Source organism: Flavobacterium facile (assembly GCF_036321945.1).
Classification (GTDB): Bacteria; Bacteroidota; Bacteroidia; order Flavobacteriales; family Flavobacteriaceae; genus Flavobacterium; species Flavobacterium facile.
Map to the genome: position 1 here is coordinate 186,842 of NZ_JAZAYT010000031.1, position 21,095 is coordinate 207,936.

General features: G+C 31.7%; 19 protein-coding genes and 4 tRNA genes. All 23 read right to left on the minus strand.

Features of this window, described 5'->3' with window-relative positions:
- Positions 1 to 50: 50 nt before the first annotated feature.
- The 23 genes from rpoB to UEQ13_RS07525 all read right to left on the minus strand — a co-directional run bounded on the left by rpoB (position 51) and on the right by UEQ13_RS07525 (position 21,085).
- Complete coding sequence (gene rpoB / locus UEQ13_RS07415) at positions 51 to 3,863, minus strand: DNA-directed RNA polymerase subunit beta (RefSeq protein ID WP_166127221.1); 3,813 nt, start codon at positions 3,861 to 3,863, stop codon at positions 51 to 53.
- A 242-nt stretch (positions 3,864 to 4,105) separates the two neighbouring features.
- Positions 4,106 to 4,477: a 50S ribosomal protein L7/L12 gene (rplL, locus tag UEQ13_RS07420; protein ID WP_166127216.1), complete on the minus strand. Its 372-nt coding sequence runs from the start codon at positions 4,475 to 4,477 to the stop codon at positions 4,106 to 4,108.
- A 56-nt stretch (positions 4,478 to 4,533) separates the two neighbouring features.
- Positions 4,534 to 5,034: a 50S ribosomal protein L10 gene (gene rplJ, locus UEQ13_RS07425; protein ID WP_166127212.1), complete on the minus strand. Its 501-nt coding sequence runs from the start codon at positions 5,032 to 5,034 to the stop codon at positions 4,534 to 4,536.
- 22 nt (positions 5,035 to 5,056) lie between these two features.
- A complete protein-coding gene (gene rplA, locus UEQ13_RS07430; RefSeq protein ID WP_166127209.1) occupies positions 5,057 to 5,746 on the minus strand; it encodes a 50S ribosomal protein L1 in 690 nt (229 codons plus the stop codon).
- Between the two features lie 5 nt (positions 5,747 to 5,751).
- Positions 5,752 to 6,192 (minus strand): 50S ribosomal protein L11, encoded by a 441-nt coding sequence (rplK, locus tag UEQ13_RS07435; protein WP_166127205.1) that lies wholly within the window; start codon positions 6,190 to 6,192, stop codon positions 5,752 to 5,754.
- Positions 6,193 to 6,256: 64 nt separating this feature from the next.
- Entirely contained in the window at positions 6,257 to 6,808 is a 552-nt protein-coding gene (gene nusG, locus UEQ13_RS07440; protein WP_166127202.1) for a transcription termination/antitermination protein NusG, read from the minus strand.
- A gap of 6 nt (positions 6,809 to 6,814) precedes the next feature.
- A complete protein-coding gene (secE, locus tag UEQ13_RS07445; RefSeq protein ID WP_225875147.1) occupies positions 6,815 to 7,003 on the minus strand; it encodes a preprotein translocase subunit SecE in 189 nt (62 codons plus the stop codon).
- Positions 7,004 to 7,021: 18 nt separating this feature from the next.
- Positions 7,022 to 7,093 (minus strand) — tRNA-Trp (locus UEQ13_RS07450).
- A 58-nt stretch (positions 7,094 to 7,151) separates the two neighbouring features.
- The gene (gene tuf, locus UEQ13_RS07455) at positions 7,152 to 8,339 is read right to left on the minus strand and encodes an elongation factor Tu (RefSeq protein WP_166127174.1); all 1,188 of its coding nucleotides are present in this window, start codon (positions 8,337 to 8,339) and stop codon (positions 7,152 to 7,154) included.
- A gap of 58 nt (positions 8,340 to 8,397) precedes the next feature.
- Positions 8,398 to 8,469, minus strand: a tRNA-Thr gene (locus tag UEQ13_RS07460).
- Positions 8,470 to 8,583: 114 nt separating this feature from the next.
- Positions 8,584 to 8,664, minus strand: a tRNA-Tyr gene (locus UEQ13_RS07465).
- Between the two features lie 50 nt (positions 8,665 to 8,714).
- Positions 8,715 to 8,788: transfer RNA gene (locus tag UEQ13_RS07470), tRNA-Thr, on the minus strand.
- A 95-nt stretch (positions 8,789 to 8,883) separates the two neighbouring features.
- Positions 8,884 to 9,186 (minus strand): ribosome hibernation-promoting factor, HPF/YfiA family, encoded by a 303-nt coding sequence (gene hpf / locus UEQ13_RS07475; RefSeq protein ID WP_091309383.1) that lies wholly within the window; start codon positions 9,184 to 9,186, stop codon positions 8,884 to 8,886.
- Between the two features lie 30 nt (positions 9,187 to 9,216).
- Entirely contained in the window at positions 9,217 to 10,110 is an 894-nt protein-coding gene (locus UEQ13_RS07480) for a tyrosine-type recombinase/integrase (protein ID WP_329805719.1), read from the minus strand.
- A gap of 71 nt (positions 10,111 to 10,181) precedes the next feature.
- The gene (rpsU, locus tag UEQ13_RS07485; RefSeq protein ID WP_166127146.1) at positions 10,182 to 10,376 is read right to left on the minus strand and encodes a 30S ribosomal protein S21; all 195 of its coding nucleotides are present in this window, start codon (positions 10,374 to 10,376) and stop codon (positions 10,182 to 10,184) included.
- A 78-nt stretch (positions 10,377 to 10,454) separates the two neighbouring features.
- Complete coding sequence (locus UEQ13_RS07490) at positions 10,455 to 11,984, minus strand: hypothetical protein (RefSeq protein WP_329805720.1); 1,530 nt, start codon at positions 11,982 to 11,984, stop codon at positions 10,455 to 10,457.
- A gap of 102 nt (positions 11,985 to 12,086) precedes the next feature.
- Positions 12,087 to 13,259 carry an acyl-CoA dehydrogenase family protein gene (locus tag UEQ13_RS07495; RefSeq protein WP_329805721.1) on the minus strand — a complete coding sequence of 391 codons (1,173 nt, stop codon included), beginning with the start codon at positions 13,257 to 13,259 and terminating at the stop codon, positions 12,087 to 12,089.
- Between the two features lie 40 nt (positions 13,260 to 13,299).
- Positions 13,300 to 14,178, minus strand: coding sequence for a ComEA family DNA-binding protein (locus UEQ13_RS07500; protein ID WP_329805722.1), 879 nt, complete (start codon positions 14,176 to 14,178; stop codon positions 13,300 to 13,302).
- 8 nt (positions 14,179 to 14,186) lie between these two features.
- Entirely contained in the window at positions 14,187 to 14,405 is a 219-nt protein-coding gene (locus UEQ13_RS07505; protein ID WP_091309403.1) for a PspC domain-containing protein, read from the minus strand.
- A 26-nt stretch (positions 14,406 to 14,431) separates the two neighbouring features.
- Complete coding sequence (locus UEQ13_RS07510; protein ID WP_329805725.1) at positions 14,432 to 15,700, minus strand: DUF2851 family protein; 1,269 nt, start codon at positions 15,698 to 15,700, stop codon at positions 14,432 to 14,434.
- A gap of 153 nt (positions 15,701 to 15,853) precedes the next feature.
- Entirely contained in the window at positions 15,854 to 17,215 is a 1,362-nt protein-coding gene (locus UEQ13_RS07515; protein WP_329805727.1) for a pyridoxal-phosphate dependent enzyme, read from the minus strand.
- 196 nt (positions 17,216 to 17,411) lie between these two features.
- Complete coding sequence (locus UEQ13_RS07520; RefSeq protein ID WP_329805728.1) at positions 17,412 to 19,277, minus strand: putative porin; 1,866 nt, start codon at positions 19,275 to 19,277, stop codon at positions 17,412 to 17,414.
- 95 nt (positions 19,278 to 19,372) lie between these two features.
- On the minus strand, positions 19,373 to 21,085 hold the full coding sequence (locus UEQ13_RS07525; RefSeq protein ID WP_329805729.1) for a SusD/RagB family nutrient-binding outer membrane lipoprotein: 1,713 nt from the start codon (positions 21,083 to 21,085) through the stop codon (positions 19,373 to 19,375).
- Between the last annotated feature and the right edge of the window lie 10 nt (positions 21,086 to 21,095).

Consider the following 21,095-nt stretch of genomic DNA (forward strand, 5'->3'; position numbering starts at 1 on the left):
CAAAGTAGAGAACGTTAAAAAACGTCTCTACATTGATAAATTCTATTTATTTATTCTTCTAATCTGATATCTAAACCAAGACCTTTTAATTCATGCATTAATACATTGAATGATTCAGGTAATCCTGGTTCTGGCATAGTTTCACCTTTTACGATTGCTTCGTAAGTTTTCGCTCTACCGTTTACATCATCTGATTTAACTGTCAAGATTTCTCTTAAAGTACTTGATGCACCGTATGCTTCAAGTGCCCAAACCTCCATCTCTCCAAAACGTTGCCCTCCAAATTGCGCTTTACCTCCTAAAGGTTGTTGCGTAATTAAAGAGTATGGTCCGATTGAACGAGCGTGCATTTTATCATCAACCATATGTCCTAACTTAAGCATGTAAATTACACCTACAGTTGCTGGTTGATGGAAACGTTCACCTGTTCCACCATCGTATAAGTAAGTATGACCGAATCTTGGAATTCCAGCTTCGTCAGTATACCCGTTAATTTGATCTAATGAAGCACCATCAAAGATAGGAGTTGCAAACTTTTTACCAGTTTTTAAACCTGCCCAACCTAATACGGTTTCATAAATCTGTCCAATGTTCATACGAGAAGGTACTCCTAATGGATTTAATACGATATCTACTGGCGTTCCGTCTTCTAAGAAAGGCATATCTTCCTGACGAACAATCTTAGCAACAATACCTTTGTTACCGTGACGTCCTGCCATTTTATCCCCTACTTTCAACTTACGTTTCTTAGCGATATAAACTTTAGCTAATTTTAAAATTCCAGCTGGTAATTCATCACCTACAGAAATTGTAAATTTCTCTCTTCTTAATACACCTTGTAAATCGTTTAATTTGATTTTATAGTTGTGTACTAAATCGTTAATTAATGAATTTGTATGTTCGTCTGTTGTCCATTGTCCTTTTGTTAAGTGAGCAAAATCGTCAACTGATTGTAACATTTTTTTAGTGAATTTTTTACCTTTTGGTAATACTTCTTCACCTAAATCATTGATTACACCTTGAGATGTTTTTCCGTCTACGATTAAGAATAATTTATCGATTAACTTGTCTTTAAGTTCAACGAACCTTACTTCGAATTCCATTTCAAGTTTGTCTAAATCTTCTTTATCTTTAGAACGCTTACGTTTATCTTTAACGGCTTTAGCAAATAATTTTTTGTCTAAAACTACACCGTGTAATGATGGAGAAGCTTTTAATGAAGCATCTTTTACATCACCTGCTTTATCACCAAAGATAGCACGTAATAATTTTTCTTCTGGAGTTGGATCTGATTCCCCTTTTGGTGTAATTTTTCCGATAAGGATATCACCAGGTTTAACTTCAGCTCCAATTCTTATCATTCCATTTTCATCTAAATCTTTCGTTGCTTCTTCAGAAACGTTAGGAATATCGTTAGTTAACTCTTCGTTACCTAATTTAGTATCTCTAACTTCTAATGAATAATCATCAACGTGGATAGAAGTGAAAATATCGTCTCTAACAACTTTTTCAGAAATTACAATTGCATCCTCGAAGTTATACCCTTTCCAAGGCATGAAGGCAACTTGTAGGTTTCTACCTAAAGCTAACTCTCCGTTTTGCGTTGCATATCCTTCACAAAGTACTTGACCTTTTTCCACTCTAGTTCCTTTTCTTACAATAGGTTTTAAGTTGATCGTTGTACTTTGATTCGTTTTTCTGAATTTAATTAAATTATAAGTTTTTTCATCTTCTTCAAAACTTACCATTCTTTGTTCTTCTGTTCTATCGTACTTAATTGTTACTTTATCAGCATCAACATAAGTTACCACTCCAGAACCTTCTGCATTAATAAGGACACGAGAATCAGACGCAACTTGTCTTTCTAAACCAGTACCAACAATTGGTGCTTCTGGTCTTAATAAAGGTACAGCCTGACGCATCATGTTAGAACCCATCAAGGCTCTATTTGCATCATCATGCTCTAAGAAAGGAATTAATGAAGCTGAAATAGAAGCAATTTGATTTGGCGCAACGTCTGTGTAATGAACTACAGATGGTGAAACAACTGGGAAATCTCCCTCTTCACGAGCAATTACATTATCAGCAAGAATTTTACCGTTTTCATCCATTTCAATGTTTGCTTGCGCAATCATTTTTCCTTCTTCTTCTTCAGCGCTTAAATAAACTGGAGTTGAAACTAAATCAACTACACCATCAGTTACCTTACGGTAAGGTGTTTCGATGAATCCCATTCCGTTTACTTTAGCATATACTCCAAGTGACGAAATCAAACCAATGTTTGGACCCTCAGGAGTTTCAATAGGACATAAACGTCCGTAGTGCGTATAGTGAACGTCACGAACCTCGAAACCTGCTCTTTCTCTAGATAAACCTCCAGGTCCAAGTGCTGATAAACGACGTTTGTGAGTAATCTCTGCTAATGGATTCGTTTGATCCATGAACTGAGATAACTGGTTTGTACCAAAGAACGAATTAATTACAGATGATAACGTTTTCGCGTTAATCAAATCGATCGGAGTAAAGACTTCGTTATCACGTACATTCATTCTTTCACGAATAGTACGAGCCATACGAGCTAAACCAACACCGAATTGAGCTGATAATTGTTCCCCTACAGTTCTAACACGACGGTTAGATAAGTGGTCAATATCATCAATCTCTGCTTTTGAATTAATTAATTCAATTAAGTATTTTACAATTGTAATGATATCTTCTTTAGTTAAAACTTGTTTATCCATTGGAATATCTAAGCATAACTTTTTATTCATTCTGTAACGACCTACATCACCTAAGTTGTAACGTTGATCAGAGAAGAATAATTTGTCGATAATACCACGAGCCGTTTCTTCATCAGGCGGTTCGGCATTACGTAATTGTCTATATATATGCTCTACTGCTTCTTTTTCAGAGTTAGTAGGGTCTTTCTGCAATGTGTTGTGGATGATAGCAAAATCTGCTTGATTAGCATCCTCTTTGTGTAATAAAATTACTTTTACATCCGCATCAATGATTTCCTCAACATTATCTTTATCTAAGATAGTATCACGATCTAAAATAATTTCATTACGTTCGATAGAAACAACTTCGCCAGTATCTTCATCTACGAAATCTTCATGCCAAGTGTTAAGAACACGTGCGGCAAGTCTTCTACCGATGTATTTTTTTATTCCAGTTTTAGAAACTTTAATTTCTTCAGCAAGGTCGAAAATTTCAAGGATATCCTTGTCTCTTTCGAAACCAATCGCACGGAAAAGAGTAGTAACTGGTAATTTTTTCTTTCTATCAATGTATGCATACATTACATTATTGATATCTGTTGCAAATTCTATCCAAGAACCTTTAAAAGGAATTACTCTGGCAGAATATAATTTAGTTCCATTTGCGTGGAAAGATTGACCAAAGAAAACCCCTGGTGATCTATGCAATTGCGAAACAACAACACGCTCAGCTCCATTGATAACGAAAGTTCCGCTTGGTGCCATGTATGGGATTGTTCCTAAATATACATCTTGCACGATAGTTTCAAAATCCTCGTGCTCAGGATCTGTACAATATAACTTTAAACGCGCTTTAAGAGGAACACTGTATGTTAAACCTCTATCAATACATTCTTCGATAGTATATCTTGGTGGGTCAATAAAATAATCTAGGAATTCAAGAACGAATTGATTTCTAGTATCAGTTATCGGAAAATTTTCCATGAAGGTATTATAAAGACCTTCGTTACCTCTTTCGTCTGATTTAGTTTCTAATTGAAAAAAATCTTGAAATGACTTTACCTGAATATCTAGAAAATCTGGATAATTCGGTATGTTTTTTGTCGAGGCAAAATTGATTCTTTCTGTTTGATTAGCAATCATCAATGGACAATATTTTGATTAAAAAAAAGTAATTTTTGTGTTTAACACAACATTTAAAATAATTTATACTTTCTTTTTACAACCAATACATCTTTAAAATAATTTTACAATTAATTTTTTTCTTCGTATTGATTTAAAAAAACATTTTTCGAAATAAAATATAAAATTTTATTATACGAAAAATGGTTTAGGTCGTGGAAATGACTTCCAAGACCTAAACCTGTATTATAAACTGGGTGAGATTATTTTAACTCAACAACAGCTCCAGCTTCTTCTAAAGCTTTCTTAAGACCTTCAGCCTCATCTTTAGAAACTCCTTCTTTAACATTTGTTGGAGCAGAATCTACTAAATCTTTTGCTTCTTTAAGACCTAAACCAGTTAATTCTTTAACCGCTTTTACAACTCCTAATTTAGAAGCACCAGCTTCTTTTAATACAACTGTAAATTCAGTTTGTTCAGCTGCAGCACCTGCATCTCCACCACCTGCTTGCATAACTACTGCTGCAGCTGCTGGTTCGATACCGTACTCGTCTTTTAATATAGTTGCTAATTCATTAACTTCTTTTACTGTTAAGTTAACTAATTGTTCTGCGAAATTTTTTAAATCTGCCATTTTTTCTATCTTTAATGTGTTTAAAATATGTAATTTATTAAGTGCGTTTTGTTTTGTTATTCTGCAGCTTCACCTTTAGTTTCAGCGTTGTTTAATAAAGCTGAAAGTATACGTTTAGCTGGAGATTGTAATAATCCGATGATTTCACCGATAACTTCTTCTCTAGATTTAATAGCTACTAAGCTATCTAAAAGTTCGTCACCAATGTAAACTTCTTGATTAATATATGCTCCTTTTAAAAGAGGTTTTTTACCTTTTTTACGGAATTCTTTAATGATTTTTGCAGGTCCATTAGCTGTATCTGCGATCATTATAGAAGTATTTCCTTTTAAAGTAGTTGGTAAATCTCCGTAGTCGTTTGCAGATACTTCCATAGCTTTTGCTAATAAAGTATTTTTTACAACTTCTAATTTGATTCCCGCTTTAAAACAAGCTCTTCTTAAGTCTGAAGTAGTCCCTGCATCAAGTCCAGATACGTCTGCTAAATATACAACATTCACATCTGCTAACTGTGCAGTTAAATTTTCAATAGCAATTGATTTTTCTTCTCTAGTCATACTAAATATATTTAACTACCAATTATACTGCTTTAGGATCTAAAGCGATAGCAGGACTCATAGTACTTGTTAAGTGAATAGACTTAATGTAAGTACCTTTCGCCGCAGTTGGTTTTAATTTGATTAATGTTTGAACAATTTCGTGTGCATTTTCATAGATTTTATCAGCATCAAAAGACACTCTTCCTATTCCTGCATGAACGATACCAGTTTTATCAACTTTAAAGTCAATTTTACCAGCTTTAACTTCTTGAATTGCTTTAGCAACATCCATAGTTACAGTACCTGTTTTAGGGTTTGGCATTAAACCTCTTGGTCCTAAAACACGTCCTAATGGACCTAATTTACCCATAACAGCTGGCATAGTGATGATTACATCAATATCTGTCCAACCATCTTTGATTTTTTGAAGGTAGTCATCTAAACCAACGTGGTCTGCACCTGCTGCTTTAGCTTCCGCTTCTTTATCTGGAGTAACAAGAGCTAAAACTCTTACATCTTTACCTGTACCATGTGGTAATGCAACCACACCTCTTACCATTTGATTTGCTTTTCTTGGATCTACTCCAAGTCTAACAGAGATATCAACTGATTCATCAAACTTTGCAGAAGCAATTTGTTTGATTAATACTGATGCATCTTTTAAAGAATATAATTTATTCTTTTCAATTTTTGCAGCAGCTTCTTTTTGCTTTTTTGTCAATTTTGCCATATCTCTTATTTTAGAGGAGAATCTCCAGTTACAGTTATACCCATAGATCTAGCTGTTCCAGCAATCATACTCATTGCAGCTTCCATTGTGAATGCATTTAAATCTGCCATTTTATCTTCAGCGATTACCTTAATCTGATCCCAAGTAACGTTAGCTACTTTTTTACGATTAGGTTCTCCTGAACCAGACTTTAATTTTGCAGCATCCATTAATTGAACTGCAGCAGGTGGAGTTTTTACAACAAAGTCAAAAGACTTGTCTTTATATACAGTTATTTGTACTGGACATATTTTGCCAGGTTTATCTTGTGTTCTAGCATTAAATTGCTTACAGAACTCCATGATGTTAACCCCAGCAGCTCCCAAAGCAGGTCCAACCGGTGGCGACGGGTTCGCAGCACCTCCCTTAACTTGTAGTTTAACTACTTTACTAACTTCTTTAGCCATTTTTTAAAATTTTACATTAATCATTGGAAGCGATTAATGCGGGTTTATATATATGTAACAAAAATTATACTTTTTCAACTTGCGTAAAACTCAATTCTAATGGTGTTTTTCTACCGAAAATTTTAACCATTACTTCAAGTTTACGCTTTTCTTCATTTATTTTCTCAATAGTTCCATTGAAACCATTGAAAGGACCATCAATAACTTTAACTGTTTCGTCAATTGAATAAGGAATGTTAACATTTTCTGTTGTTACAGATAACTCATCAACTCTTCCTAACATTCTATTTACTTCTGCCATTCTTAATGGAACTGGTTCACCACCTTTAGTTTCACCTAAAAAGCCAATTACACCTGTAATCGATTTAATAATGTGAGGTATTTCACCTGTTAAGTTTGCTTCAACCATTACATAGCCAGGAAAATATACTTTATCTTTAGATATTTTTTTACCGTCTTTAATTGAAACAACTTTTTCTGTAGGCACAAGTACTTGAGAAATGTAATCACCCATTCCAACACGATTAACTTCTTGCTCAATATAAGCTTTAATCTTGTTTTCCTGTCCACTTACTGCTCTTACGACATACCACTTCTTTACGTTATTATCAGCCATTTTGTATTAACCTTTTAACAAATTAAAGAATCCGTTTAACACTTTAGTGAAAGTTAAATCAACACCCCAAGTTGCTAAAGCAAATATTACTGAAAACAAAGCAACAATAATAGTATATTTTTGAACTTCAGCCCAAGCAGGCCAAGTTACGTTTGATTTTAATTCTTCGAATGCTTCAGAGAAATATTTTAACATGATATTTACTTTATTTTGCACGGGCGGAGGGATTCGAACCCCCATCAATGGTTTTGGAGACCACTATACTAGCCCTTGTACTACGCCCGTTTGTTAAAAACCAGTACTGACTTCTCAGTACTGATTTTAATTTATTATTGACTTATAATTAGTCTAAAATTTCAGTTACCTGTCCAGCACCTACTGTTCTACCACCTTCACGGATAGCGAAACGTAAACCGATAGATAATGCAATTGGAGATAATAATTCAACATCAATAGTTAAGTTATCACCTGGCATTACCATTTCTCTTCCTTCTGGTAACATAATAGTACCTGTTACGTCAGTTGTACGTACATAAAACTGAGGACGGTAGTTATTATGGAATGGAGTATGACGTCCACCTTCTTCTTTTTTCAAGATATAAACCTCTGCTTTGAATTTAGCGTGTGGTTTTACTGAACCTGGCTTAATAATAACCATACCTCTTTTGATATCAGCTTTATCAATACCTCTTAACAATAAACCTACGTTATCTCCAGCTTCACCTCTATCTAAGATTTTACGGAACATCTCAACTCCAGTAATAGTAGAAGTTAATTTTTCAGCTCCCATACCGATGATTTCAACTGGATCTCCAGTGTTTGCAATACCTGTTTCGATACGACCTGTAGCAACAGTTCCACGACCAGTAATTGTAAATGAATCCTCAACTGGCATTAAGAATGGTTTTTCAACGTCACGAACTGGTAATTCAATCCAAGAGTCAACCGCATCCATTAATTCCATAATAGTAGCAACCCATTTTGGATCACCGTTTAATCCTCCTAATGCAGAACCTTGGATAACTGGACCATTATCACCATCATATTGATAGAAAGATAATAAATCTCTGATTTCCATTTCAACTAATTCTAACAATTCAGCATCATCAACCATATCCACTTTGTTCATGAATACAACCATTCTAGGCACACCAACTTGACGACCTAAAAGGATATGCTCACGAGTTTGTGGCATTGGACCATCTGTAGCAGCAACTACCAAGATAGCACCATCCATTTGCGCAGCACCAGTAACCATGTTCTTTACGTAATCCGCGTGACCTGGACAGTCAACGTGAGCGTAATGACGATTAGCAGTTGCATACTCAACGTGCGACGTATTAATTGTAATACCTCTTTCTTTTTCTTCCGGTGCATTATCAATTTGATCAAATGACTTACCTTCACATAAACCAGCATCTGACAATACTTTTGTAATTGCTGCAGTTAATGTAGTTTTACCGTGATCTACGTGACCGATAGTACCAATATTTAAATGGGGCTTCGAACGGTCGAATGTTTCCTTTGCCATGATTTTAAAATTTAATCTTAGTTATTATTATTAGTGTTCAAAAATTAATTCTACTTTGAGCCAATGTCGGGAATTGAACCCGAGACCTCTTCCTTACCAAGGAAGCACTCTACCCCTGAGCTACACCGGCTGTTGTGAGTTCAGAAGTCAAAAACAAACCTAAACTTGTTTTCAATTCTCTTTTAACCTATTTTTCAAACCATTTACCTGAAAGTCATTTCCAAATAAATCATTAAAAAAATTGTGGGGAGAGCAGGATTCGAACCTGCGAAGTTTTCACAGCAGATTTACAGTCTGCCCTCGTTGGCCGCTTGAGTATCTCCCCTTTCTATTTAAACATTTTATTGCATAAATAGTATTCCAAAAATTTCAAAGAGCCAGTGGAGGGACTCGAACCCACGACCTGCTGATTACAAATCAGCTGCTCTAGCCAGCTGAGCTACACCGGCATTTCTATATATAGAAAAAGTCCGCTATTTCTAACGGACTGCAAATGTATGTAATTTATTTATTAATCAAAACTTTTTTAAATCTTTTTTTTCAATTAACTATGTGCTCTTAGCTTTTCTTTTCTTTTTACCAACAAACGTTCTAAAGATTCCACAGCTAAATCCGCCGCTTCTTCAAAAGTTTTACTTTGCTTTTTTACAATAAAATCATCGCCTGGAACTAATACTTTTAATTCTACAATTTTATTTTCTTTTTCACTTATATTCTCAACCTTTAAAAAAGCATCAGAAGAAACTACTTTATCGTAATATTTTTCTAATTTAGTCATTCTCTCATCTATAAAATCAACTAATTTTTTGTCGATATTAAAATTAACCGCGTGAACATTAACTTTCATAATAATAATTGGTATTAAATTAAACATTACTTATTTGTTCCTCGGATGCGCATTATTGTACACTTTCTTTAACTCTGACAAACTACTATGCGTATAAATCTGAGTGGATGACAAACTCGCATGACCAAGCAACTCTTTAACTGAATTTAAATCTGCACCGTTATTTAACAAATGTGTTGCAAACGAATGCCTAAGAACGTGAGGGCTTTTTTTTACCTTTTCAGATACAGTACTAAAGTAATCATTTATTAATCGATATACAAACGTTTCACTTATTTTATTTCCTTTTTTAGACAATATTAACTTTTCATTGTTAACAATTATTTGAAGTTCTTTTCTTTTTATTAAATATAAGGTAACAATTTCTAAAGTTAATGGTAACAATGGAAGAATCCTTTCTTTATTTCGTTTCCCTAAAACCTTAATTGTTTTTCCGTAAAAATCAACAGCATTTAATTCTAAGTTTATTAATTCTGCGCGACGCATTCCAGTTGAATATAATAATTCCACCACCAACCTATTTCGAACACTATCAAAATCTGTCTCCAAAAATTGCGTTTCGAATAATAGATTGATTTCTTTTTCTGAAAAAGGAATTTGAACTTGCTTTGGTGTTTTTAACGATTTGTGTTTTACGAAAGGATTAATTTCTATTTGTTTGGTTTTTAAAAGAAATTTGTAAAACGATTTTAAAGACGCCATTTTCCGATTAATGGAAGAAGGTGCTATTTCAGAATCTGACAAACACACAATCCAACTTCTAATTAACGGATAATTTACTTCTTCTAGTTTACAAGAATCGTGGCTTTCATTTAAAAAGAGTTGAAACGACACAATATCATTATAATACGCTTTTACGGTAAGTGGTGAATATTTTTTCTCTTTTTCGAGATATTCTGTATGTGACTGTAAATTATTGCGCATAAAAAAACCGTTAGATACAAATTTATAATTTATAATCTAACGGTTATAGTATTTAATCAAAAAATGATAGATTAACTTTCTAAGTTGTCTCTCATGTTTTGGATGTAAGCCGCTTTTTGAATTTTAATTCTGTTTGTAACAGAAGGCTTAATGAAAGCTTGACGCGCACGTAACTGACGAACAGTTCCTGTTTTATCAAATTTTCTTTTATAGCGCTTTAATGCTCTATCGATATTTTCTCCGTCTTTAATTGGTATAATTAACATAATATTGACACCTCCTCTCGTTAAGTGTGCAAAAGTATATTATTATTTTGAATTGACAATTATAAATTGTGAATTATTTTAAAAAGTGATTTTATAATATTGATATACATTTTTATCTTTAACTGTACCAATAAATAAAAACTCGTTTTTATTTTCACAAAAAACACCACTCAAGTTTATATAAGAAGTGATTTCTTCTCCATTTATCAAATCACTATAATTAAACTTACCATCTTTACTTATTTTAAAACAACTTAAAGATCTGTTAAGTTTTGAAAGAGAAACATTTATTTCGTCCAGCTTATTTTCGTCTAAAACATTTGAGAAAAGATACAAATCACCATCCTTATAAAAACTCTTTGTTGGCTTTAAACCGACATCTTTATCAGGACGATTTCTATGTATTAAATTTTCCCAATAAACCTCGTTATTAAAATTGATTTTCTCTATAAAAACATCGCCACGTCTCCAATAACTATAAGAATTTGAACCTACTCCTCCGGAAACTTCATAATATTCTTCACTACAAACTATTAATCCATTGGCGTCAAAATAAATGTCATTTACTCTTATTGGATGCCATTCGACTTTACCTTTAACATTTTGCTTCTCCAAAATCAATTTATCTGTAAACAAGTTAAATTTATTAGTTTTTAACACTAAATCATTTGCATTATATTCAAATACAGCTAATCCATTTCGAGTTTCTTTTTCATCATAATAATAACTCACCAAAAACAAGCTATTATCATTTAATTTTATTTTAGGGACATCAAATCGCTCTTTACCATTACCTGAAACTTTAATAGAACTAGCTTTATTATCATTAGAAATCTTATCCAAATCATAATAAACTTCCCCTAACTCTTTCCTGTCTTTATTTTTTTCTCGCCAAATTTCATTTAACAAATAAACTTCATTTGTATTAGATAAAACTATTTCTAATAACCTGCAATTTTCATCTTTTACATTTTTAACAGAATTATATTCTTTAATTAAATTAAAATTATTATCAAAAATATAAAAGTTTTTTGTGTCGTTTTTATCTTCATAAATATCAATCATAACAGCAAAATTTGTTTTATTTTCATTAAAAAAAACATGCTGTTGCAAAATATTCTCAGGATCATATTGACCCAAAAAACCAGATTTAATTTTTGTCTCTTCAATTCTAAAAAGCTCTTTCTTAACAAAACTTAATTCATTTAATTTCGATGATAAAACGGAACAAACATATTCTTTACTTTTAGCATTATGTTCAAATACTATTAAATGGTAAACACCTTCTTTAACTAATAAAGACAAAAGAAAATTTTCATTTTTAACTCTAAATTCTTTCTTAAAATCTAATTCAAAAGATTTTGTTAGTTTCATTTTTTTATCATAAAACTCCACTTGATAAAAACGTTTATCAGTAAATGTAGCTTTAGAAAATTCTCGCAACGCAATGAAGCCTCCATTACCATCGTCTTTAATGTCATGTAATCCGAAAAATTTATTCTCAGACTCAAACAGTTTTGTCTTCTGAATATCTACATTTATTTCTTGCCCCCAAGAAAATGAAATAGCAAAGATTGCCATTATTTTAATTAGTTTTTTTAATATCATTTTTTAAGAATTTAAGCACAAAATTAACATTTTAAAACAAAAAACCAAGTAACAATTTCTCATTACTTGGTTTCTATGTTTTATTACCTATATTACTTTAATCTATTCTTTTACAGCTGGTTGGTAATTTTGTTTGTCGATAATCATTTTCGATAAAATCTCTTTTAAGATTTCTGACGTTCCACCACCAATTGGTCCTAAACGACTATCTCTTAACAAACGAGCTAATGGATATTCTTCCATATAACCGTAACCACCAAGCATTTGCAAACAATCGTAAATGGCTAAATCAGCTACTTTTGTAGATTTTAATTTCGCCATTGTAGCTTCTTTCACTACATATTCGCCTTTATCTAATCTGGCAGTTGCTGCGTAATTGAATAGTTTACAGTGTTCCACTTCTGTAGCGTGTTCTACCATTGTATGTCTTAAAGCTTGAAACTTATTTATTGTTGTTCCGAAAGCTTCACGTTGCGACATATATTCAATTGTATAATCAATTGCATATTCTGCTCTTGCGTGTGCATTGATTGCCATAATTAATCTTTCGAAAGCAAAATGTTGCATGATATAAGGAAATCCTTTTCCCTCTTCACCCATTAAATTTTCTACAGGAATTTCTACATTATCAAAGGCAATTTCCGCAGTATCTGATGCTCTCCAACCTAATTTATCTAATTTAGTGGCAGATATTCCTTTTAGATTTGAATCCATCAAAAACATACTGATACCTTTGTTTCCAAGTTCCGGACTTGTTTTTGCAGCTACTACGTAATAATCAGCATAAACACCATTTGTAATAAATGTTTTAGAACCGTTGATAATAAATTTATCACCTTGTCTTACAGCAGTTGTTCTCATTCCAGCTACATCACTTCCACCAAAAGGTTCTGTAACACATAATGCTCCAATTTTTTTACCTAAAATACTTGGTACTAAATAGTCTTGTTTAATTCTTTCATCACCTTCTGCATTTAAATGCGTCATAGCTAAATAAGCGTGTGCCCACATTGCTGCAGCAAAACCAGAAGATTTAATTTTCTGAAGTTCTTCTAAAAAAACAACCGTATAAAACAAATCTAAACCTAGTCCACCATAAGCTTCAGGATATTTTAATCCGAAAAAGCCCATTTCTCCGAATTTTTCCCAAATAAAGCGTTCAATTGTACCTGTTTTTTCCCATTTTTCAATGTGTGGTACTACTTCTTTGTGCAAAAAACTTCTTAAACTTTCTCTGAATAATTCGTGTTCTTCTGTAAAATATAATGAATTCATAAAACTATGCTGTGTATTTGTTGATTTTTATTGATTTATTTTAGAATTCCAAATATACGGCGATTATTTTTAATTTTTCAACAGGAAATTGCTTAACATTTGTTAAATCTTCAATATTCTTAATTTCTCCATTCATACTTCTATAGGTAACAATGTTTTTAGCAATGTAATAATTAAAGTAAGGAAACTGTTGTAACTCTTTAATTGGCAACTCATTAATTTTAATTTTCTTTAAATTTCCTGTAGATTTAATTTGGAATCTTTTATTTAAGTCTGCAATAGCTTCTAACGAAATTCCCCAAATAAAATTAAGTTGTTCCATATCAGCAAAACCACCAAATTTTTCTCTTTCTGCAATTATTTTAAGTGCTAATTTTTCGCCAATCATATATACTTTTTCCAGTTCTACTTGATTAGCTGTATTGATATCTTGAACGATAATTTTAGTTTCTTTTTTCTCAAATTTTTGATATTTATTTTCAAAATTAGATGGGTATTTATTTGAAGACTTATTCGTTACCCAGTCTGGAAACTTGAAATAAGGCGCGTATTGTTTCATCCAATCGTTGGAAACGCCAGTTAGTTTTTGAAATTCTGCATTAGAATTTACATACTTATTTTGTTTTCTTAACTTATGAAGTTTATCAATTTGCTCAACGGTCATTCCCAGTTTATAGCCTTTATAATCCGAAATAAAATTTGGATTAAATGGATAAATTTTAGCGGCAGCTTCTTGAGTAACTTCTTTTAAGCTATCTATACTATTTTGTTGTTGTAACCAATTTTTATCATCGTGAGACAAATTAACATCACTTGAAGATTCTTGATTATCAAACCAATAGAAACAAACTTGCAACAACCCAATTAGGGCTAGCAAAATGGCAATACCGAAATAATGCCCTTTAGAAAATTTTATCATGGATTTTTTTATAAATCAAACACAGAACTGCGCTTGGTGTAAATCATATCTTTTAATTTTAACAAAAAAGCCAATGTTAAATAAAATCCGAATCCCAAACCTACTGTAATAAAAGAAATGTACACGAAAAACAAACGCACTTGAGTGGCGCGCATACCTAACCTATCAGCCAAACGTGAAGCGACATAAAATCCGTTTTTCTCGAAAAAATGAAGTAAGTTGTACATTTCTAATTTATAAAGGATAAAGATACTTAGTTTTTTAACAATTGCAAAGCTACAGCGCATTTGAGACACTTATTTTTGTTACAATATTCATTTTTTAACTCTAATAACGATTGCGATTGAAAAGCATTTGCCGACTTTACTTTAAATTCTGAAAACTTATCTAAAATGGAATTTTTCTCAGAAGGAATAGCTTCTAAAAGCGAAATTAACTCTTCCACATTAAGTTTTCCTTGATTTTTACCATAACTAAACTTAATGGGAACAACGGTATTAATAATCAGCAAATCAATAAATTGATCGGTTAATATTTTACTTTTTGGTTTACTCTTTTTTGAAAAATTGTAGTGACTTTTCCAATATTCTGACGTTTCACTTTTTAATAAATTTTTTATATCTGAATACGAATCAGCTAAAAGGATTTGAGAAAAAAAATTTGGTTTGTTTGAAATTAGCTGAATCAATTGCGACAGTCGAATCGTAGGGAAATTATCGGGACGAAGTTTGAAAAATTGTGGTTGCAAACCGAGTTCTTCCTTTATATTATATTTTAGTTTGAGATAATCCCAATTACTTTTTAATTTAAAATAGTATTCATCTTCTAAATTATTTTCTAACAAATTTAATTTCCCAAAAAACAAAGCTTCTAAAGTTGCTGCATCAAAACTTTCTTTTCTTATTATCGAAAAAGGAAAGGATTGAGCCAATTGTAAAAAACAATCGCCGTTAGTATTGAGTCCGAAATTTTTGGCTAGCATTTCAAAAAATACGGCTTCCCAATTGTAATTGGTTTCTTGAAGTCTTTTATCGATGACTTCTGATTTTCTTTCTAAACGATTTAAAAACAGACTTTCTAACCAATTAATCCAAATAAAATCATCCGTTTCTGCGATATGATTTTCGCAATTGATCCAAGATTTAGAAGCAATTAACGATTTATATTTATTAATTTCAGAAAGTGTTACGTACTTTTTTAATTCCAAAGTTGGGATTTCTGAATTGTCTTTTCTGAAAATTGGTGAGTCATTTTCCCAAACCACGTGTAGAATTAAGTTGTCATAATTGGGATCTTTTTCATGATTATGAACATACCAATCGGAAGATTTAATATGAATTTCTATATTTCCAGCCCATTTTTGTTGGTTAATAGAAATTTGGGCATTAAAAATATCAGGTCCAGCATTTTGCAAATACTGTCCGAAATGATTGATCTCTAAATCCTCGTTGAGATGTGTTTTGAGTTGGGTAAATGGTAGCTTCTTATTTACCCATAAATAATGGAGAAATTCTTCTTGCACGGCGTATAAAATTTAATTTTGGCATATAATAAAAAACAAATATAAAAAAAACGGATAACATTTTGCTATCCGTTTTTAAAAATATTTATAAAAGTTCTCGATACATTCCGATTTATACTTCATCGAAATACTCGAACTGACGTTATCAATTCCTTATTTGATAGAGCTAATAATATCGTGTTTGGTAATAATATGGTGTCTTCCGTTTCCTAAATCTACTAAAACTGCTTGATTGTCTTTGCTAATTAATTTAGAAACTTCATCAATAGAAGCTGCTGCTGAAACAATTGGATAAGGTTTTCCCATTACATCTTTGATTGGTAAATCGGCGATATCTTTGTTTTCGAAATAACTTCTAAACAAGTCAGATTCGTCTACACTTCCTACAAAACCAGTTGTATCTATTACAGGGATTTGAGAAATTTTGTATTTTTTCAATCTTTCAATCGCATGAGAAACCAATTCTTCTGTACGAACAATTACTAATGGTTTATCTTTATGATCTTTGATTAAATCTTCTGCTTTTGTTAGTTCTTCGTCTAGGAATCCACGTTCGCGCATCCATTCGTCGTTGTACATTTTACCTACATATCTACTTCCTGAATCGTGGAATAAAACCACTACAACATCTTCTGGTTTGAAGTGTTCTTTTAATTGTAGCAATCCTTTAACTGCTGCTCCAGCTGAATTTCCACAGAAAATCCCTTCTTCTAAAGCTAATTTACGTGTATAAACTGCAGCATCTTTATCCGTTACTTTTGTAAAACCATCGATTAGAGAAAAATCAACATTTAAAGGTAAAATATCTTCTCCAATTCCTTCTGTGATATACGAATAGATTTCGTTTTCGTCAAAAATACCTGTTTCGTGATATTTTTTAAACACAGAACCATACGTATCAATTCCCCAAATTTTTACATTTGGATTTTGTTCTTTTAAATATTTAGCGACACCAGAAATCGTTCCTCCAGTTCCTACTCCAACTACAAAATGCGTAATTTTTCCTTCTGTTTGTTTCCAAATTTCTGGACCAGTTTGCTCATAATGTGCGGTAGCATTACTTGGATTATCATATTGATTTACATACCAAGAATTAGGAATTTCGTCTCCTAATCTTTTAGAAACTGAATAATAAGATCGTGGATCTGTTGGCTCTACATCTGTTGGACAAACGATAACTTTTGCGCCAACTGCACGAAGAATATCTGATTTTTCTTTAGATTGTTTATCAGAAATTACAAAAATACATTTGTAACCTTTTACGATAGCCGCTAAAGCTAAACCCATTCCAGTATTTCCAGAAGTTCCTTCGATAATTGTTCCGCCTGGTTTTAAACGACCGTCTGCTTCTGCATCTTCGATCATTTTTACGGCCATACGGTCTTTTACAGAGTTTCCTGGATTAAAAGTTTCTAGTTTTCCTAAAACTAAACAAGGAATTTCTTCTGCGATTTTATTCAATTTTACTATTGGCGTATTTCCGATAGTTTCTAATATGTTTTTTGCGTAGTTCATTTCTAAATCTATTATTGGCTACAAAGTTAGTTTTTTTTGTTTCAGGTTTAAACTTTCGATGTAAAAAGTTAATTAATTTCTGATATAAACGAAAATATCATTATGAAAACGGATGCGTGAGTGATGGTAGCGGCATCTCCCGATTTTTCTTCGGGAATATAGCGGACAGCACGACCTGTAAGGGCACGCCCAAATTCTATTTAAAGAAATTCCATTCTAATCCAAAACGTACGTGAAAGTCGCGGAATGGTGAGTTAGGCGTATTGTAATAATCTACTTTATTTGTAAATAATGCGTTAACATGTTCGGCTTTTAAGTAAATTCTACATTGTTGTACGCGAGCATTTACAAAGAAATCTAAAACTGGGAAACCTCCAACTTTTTGTTGATCTTGCACAAAAAATTCTCCTAAAACTGCCACATAATCATCTGCATAATAGTTGCTGAAATAATTTACAGTAATTCCAGTTTGCAACAACATCGCTTTTTTGAAAACGGGTTTGGTGTAATACAATGTATGTCTTAGCACAAGATAAGGTAAGTTTAAAATTTTGGCACCTTGTTGTACTTCTTGCATTTTAATTCGGTTATCTAAGGCCCAATTTTTATATTTAATTTCTTTAGCGATTTCGGCACTTAAATATTGAATAGATTTATTGTATTGAAAAGGTTTCACCACTAAACTATCAATTCTTTCCTCTGTATTAAAAAAATACAAATGATCGTTTAAATTAGTAAATTGAACAGATGCTTCAAACCATTTATTTTTTGTTTCGACAACTAAAATACTGCTCTTTTCATTTTTGAATGGGCTATTCCAATTATAATTATCGTAGTCACTTTGATTAAAAACAAAAACGTTATCAGGCATTTTACTGGTTTGTTGTGCAGAAATTTTTATATAATTTTCCTGAGAAAATTTATATTTAGCAAATACTTCATAGTTTGATGAAGGTTGATTAGAAATTGCATTTTGCAATAAAATATTGAAATTCCATTTGTTTTGATAGAATTCGTATTGTCCGCCAATAGTATTAATTCGATTATGTAAATTATACTTTACATTTATATCGTATACCTTACCAGCAGGGATTTTATAAGATTGATTATAAGAATAATTATCTATAAAGAAATTGATTTCTCCTAATTTATTAGTTTTAAAACTTACACCTAGTTTATTATAAAACACATCAAATCTAGTTTTATTATTTATAGAAGAATTGATTGAATTTCCTAATCTTGAACTTTTAGTTGGTTGAAAATATTCATAAAACTTATTTTCATAATATGTTTGATGCTTTAAAACTAAAGAATTCCCAGTTGAAAATTGATAGGAATGATCTAAGAAATAACGATTCCCTTTTAGTTTAGAGGAAGCGTCATTAAAATACACATCAACTCTTTCGCGTTGGCTAAATGAAGGATTTGATCCATCTAATTGAGTAGGATCTACGACACCTCCATTTTCCTGATTATAGATGTCTTGTCCGACAAAATTAACTTTAAGAAAATATTTATTATTTATTGAATTATAATTTGAAATAAATCTGAAATGCCCTGAACTGGTTAGATTATTAAAATAATCACCAATAGAACGTATAGATTTATAAGCAACGGTAAAATTTAAATTCGGTTTCGTGTTTACAGAAAGTAGTGCATCTAAACTTTGTCCTTGACGCATCACTGTTTTGAAATACAAATCTGTTAATGGTGTTGGAACAGAATAATAATAAATATCACTATTATTTAAATAAGTTGCATGTTTGGCATTAAAACCAAATTGTGGTAAATTATAAGTTTTTTTTCTTGAAAAATCTAATTGATTAAAAAGATAACCTTCATTGGAAAACGTAAATAATCCAAAGTTATCTTTTTTCAAATAGTTGTATTTATATTCATCTTTAATGGTTAAGGATGTATCTATATAAATAGTATCTTTCTCTGAATTGAAAGTTTTGTATAGTTTAATATCGGCTTTTAAGTCTTTAACTTTAGTTGAATCTAATTCTTGAGCATTAATAGAAAATGCCATGAAAGAAAACAACGCAATAAGGTATCTCATTTTTTCATTTTAAAAGACAAATGTAATGAGAATTTGTGGAAATAAAAAAACCCCGATAAAATCGGGGTTCTTAATTTATGTAAACAATAATTTAATTATTGTCCTAAAGCTGGATCACCTTGTAACCAGAAAGGAACATATTTATTAGTAATATCAAAAATGTTATCAATTGATACATTTGGAACATTATTAGCATTAGCTATATATTCTGAAGTTGGATACAATAAACGGTAAGGTCTTTTTGTTCTTGTAGTTCCAATTGGCATTGGATTTAAAGGATAACCTGTTCTTGTATTGTCTAAATAAGACTCAATTGCATTTGAATTTAATAATGCAATCCATTTTTGAAACATAATTGCATGATAGTTTTGAGCTGGTGTAAATGCAGCATTATAACCAAAGTTAGGTTTAGTATTAATTGTTGTTAAATACGTACCTATAGCAGCAGTATAATGAGACATAGTAGCAGTAACACCTGCATTAAATGACGCACTAGCATCTAAACCTAATACCGCATAAGCAGGAGAAGTTGTTGCTCCTAAATGAGCTGCTTCAGCTTGTAAAAAATAAGATTCAGCAATTGTCATAATATACCCATCAACATTAGCATAAAAATTTCCAACATTAGTATTTGGTAATCCAGATGCATTTCCAGGAGCAACTTGAAAATGTGGATTAAAAAAGAACGGTGAAAATTTACTTGGTTGACCAGTAGAAGTAACCGATGGACTTGGATAATATACATCTGGTGCAGTAGAACCTTGAGTCACCCCTTTTTGATAAGATGTTGGTGAAGTACCAGCAAAAGAGAACAATCTAGATCTTCTAGGGTCTAACACATTAGGATAAAAAACACCACTTCCAGCTACTACTTCTTGAGCAGCAGGAGAAGAATAATTAACACTAGTATAAGGATTTAAAGCCTTTACAATATGACCCGATGCACAAAAAAGATTTCTATTAGTTGTGTTACCAGCAGCATCCCAACCAAAAGCTGTAATAAATGGATTCACTTGAGAATCTGTAGAATTATTAAAACCAGGATTAATTGTAATATCTTGACTTACAAAAGACTTACCAGCTAAACCTGTTAAACGAACATCTCTCCATGCAGCAGTAGCTCCAGTTGTTTTAGACATACGTAATAACATTTTTAACTCAATAGTGTTAGCAAATTGTTCCCATGCTAAATAATCACCACCTAAAACAATATCCAAATTAGCTAAATCTGAATTATTAGGATACACGTTACTTTGAAGATCTGCAAGTAAAACTCTTGCTTCATCTAATTCAATCAATAACTTCTTATAAATTTGTTGATCATCATCATAAGCAGGTGTTAAATTAGCATCACCTTGAAATGCTTGACTATAAGGAATATTTCCATACAAATCCACTAAATATTGTAAATTATATACTTTGTAAATTTTCGCAATAGCTTTACAACCTACATATTTATTATCTGGATCATTATAATCAATAATTTTTTGGAAATTACTTGAATTAACAGCCAAACCTTCAAAAATACCACTATAAGAAGAAGTAGATAAATTCAAACTAAATTCCGTATTGAACGGACTTGCATAAGACTGAACGTTTCCACCAGTAGCATTAGAAAACAATAATCCTAAACGATTCATCGTATTAGATTGAATTCTAAACTGACCTAATTCAGCAGCAGGTAAAAACTGTGTAGGTAAACCTTGAGCTGTTAAAAGTTCATTTGGATTTGTATTTACATCAAAATAATTATCACATGATGCAAATAACAAACCTAAAACAGGAACTATTATTTTTAAATTTTTCATATTATATTTT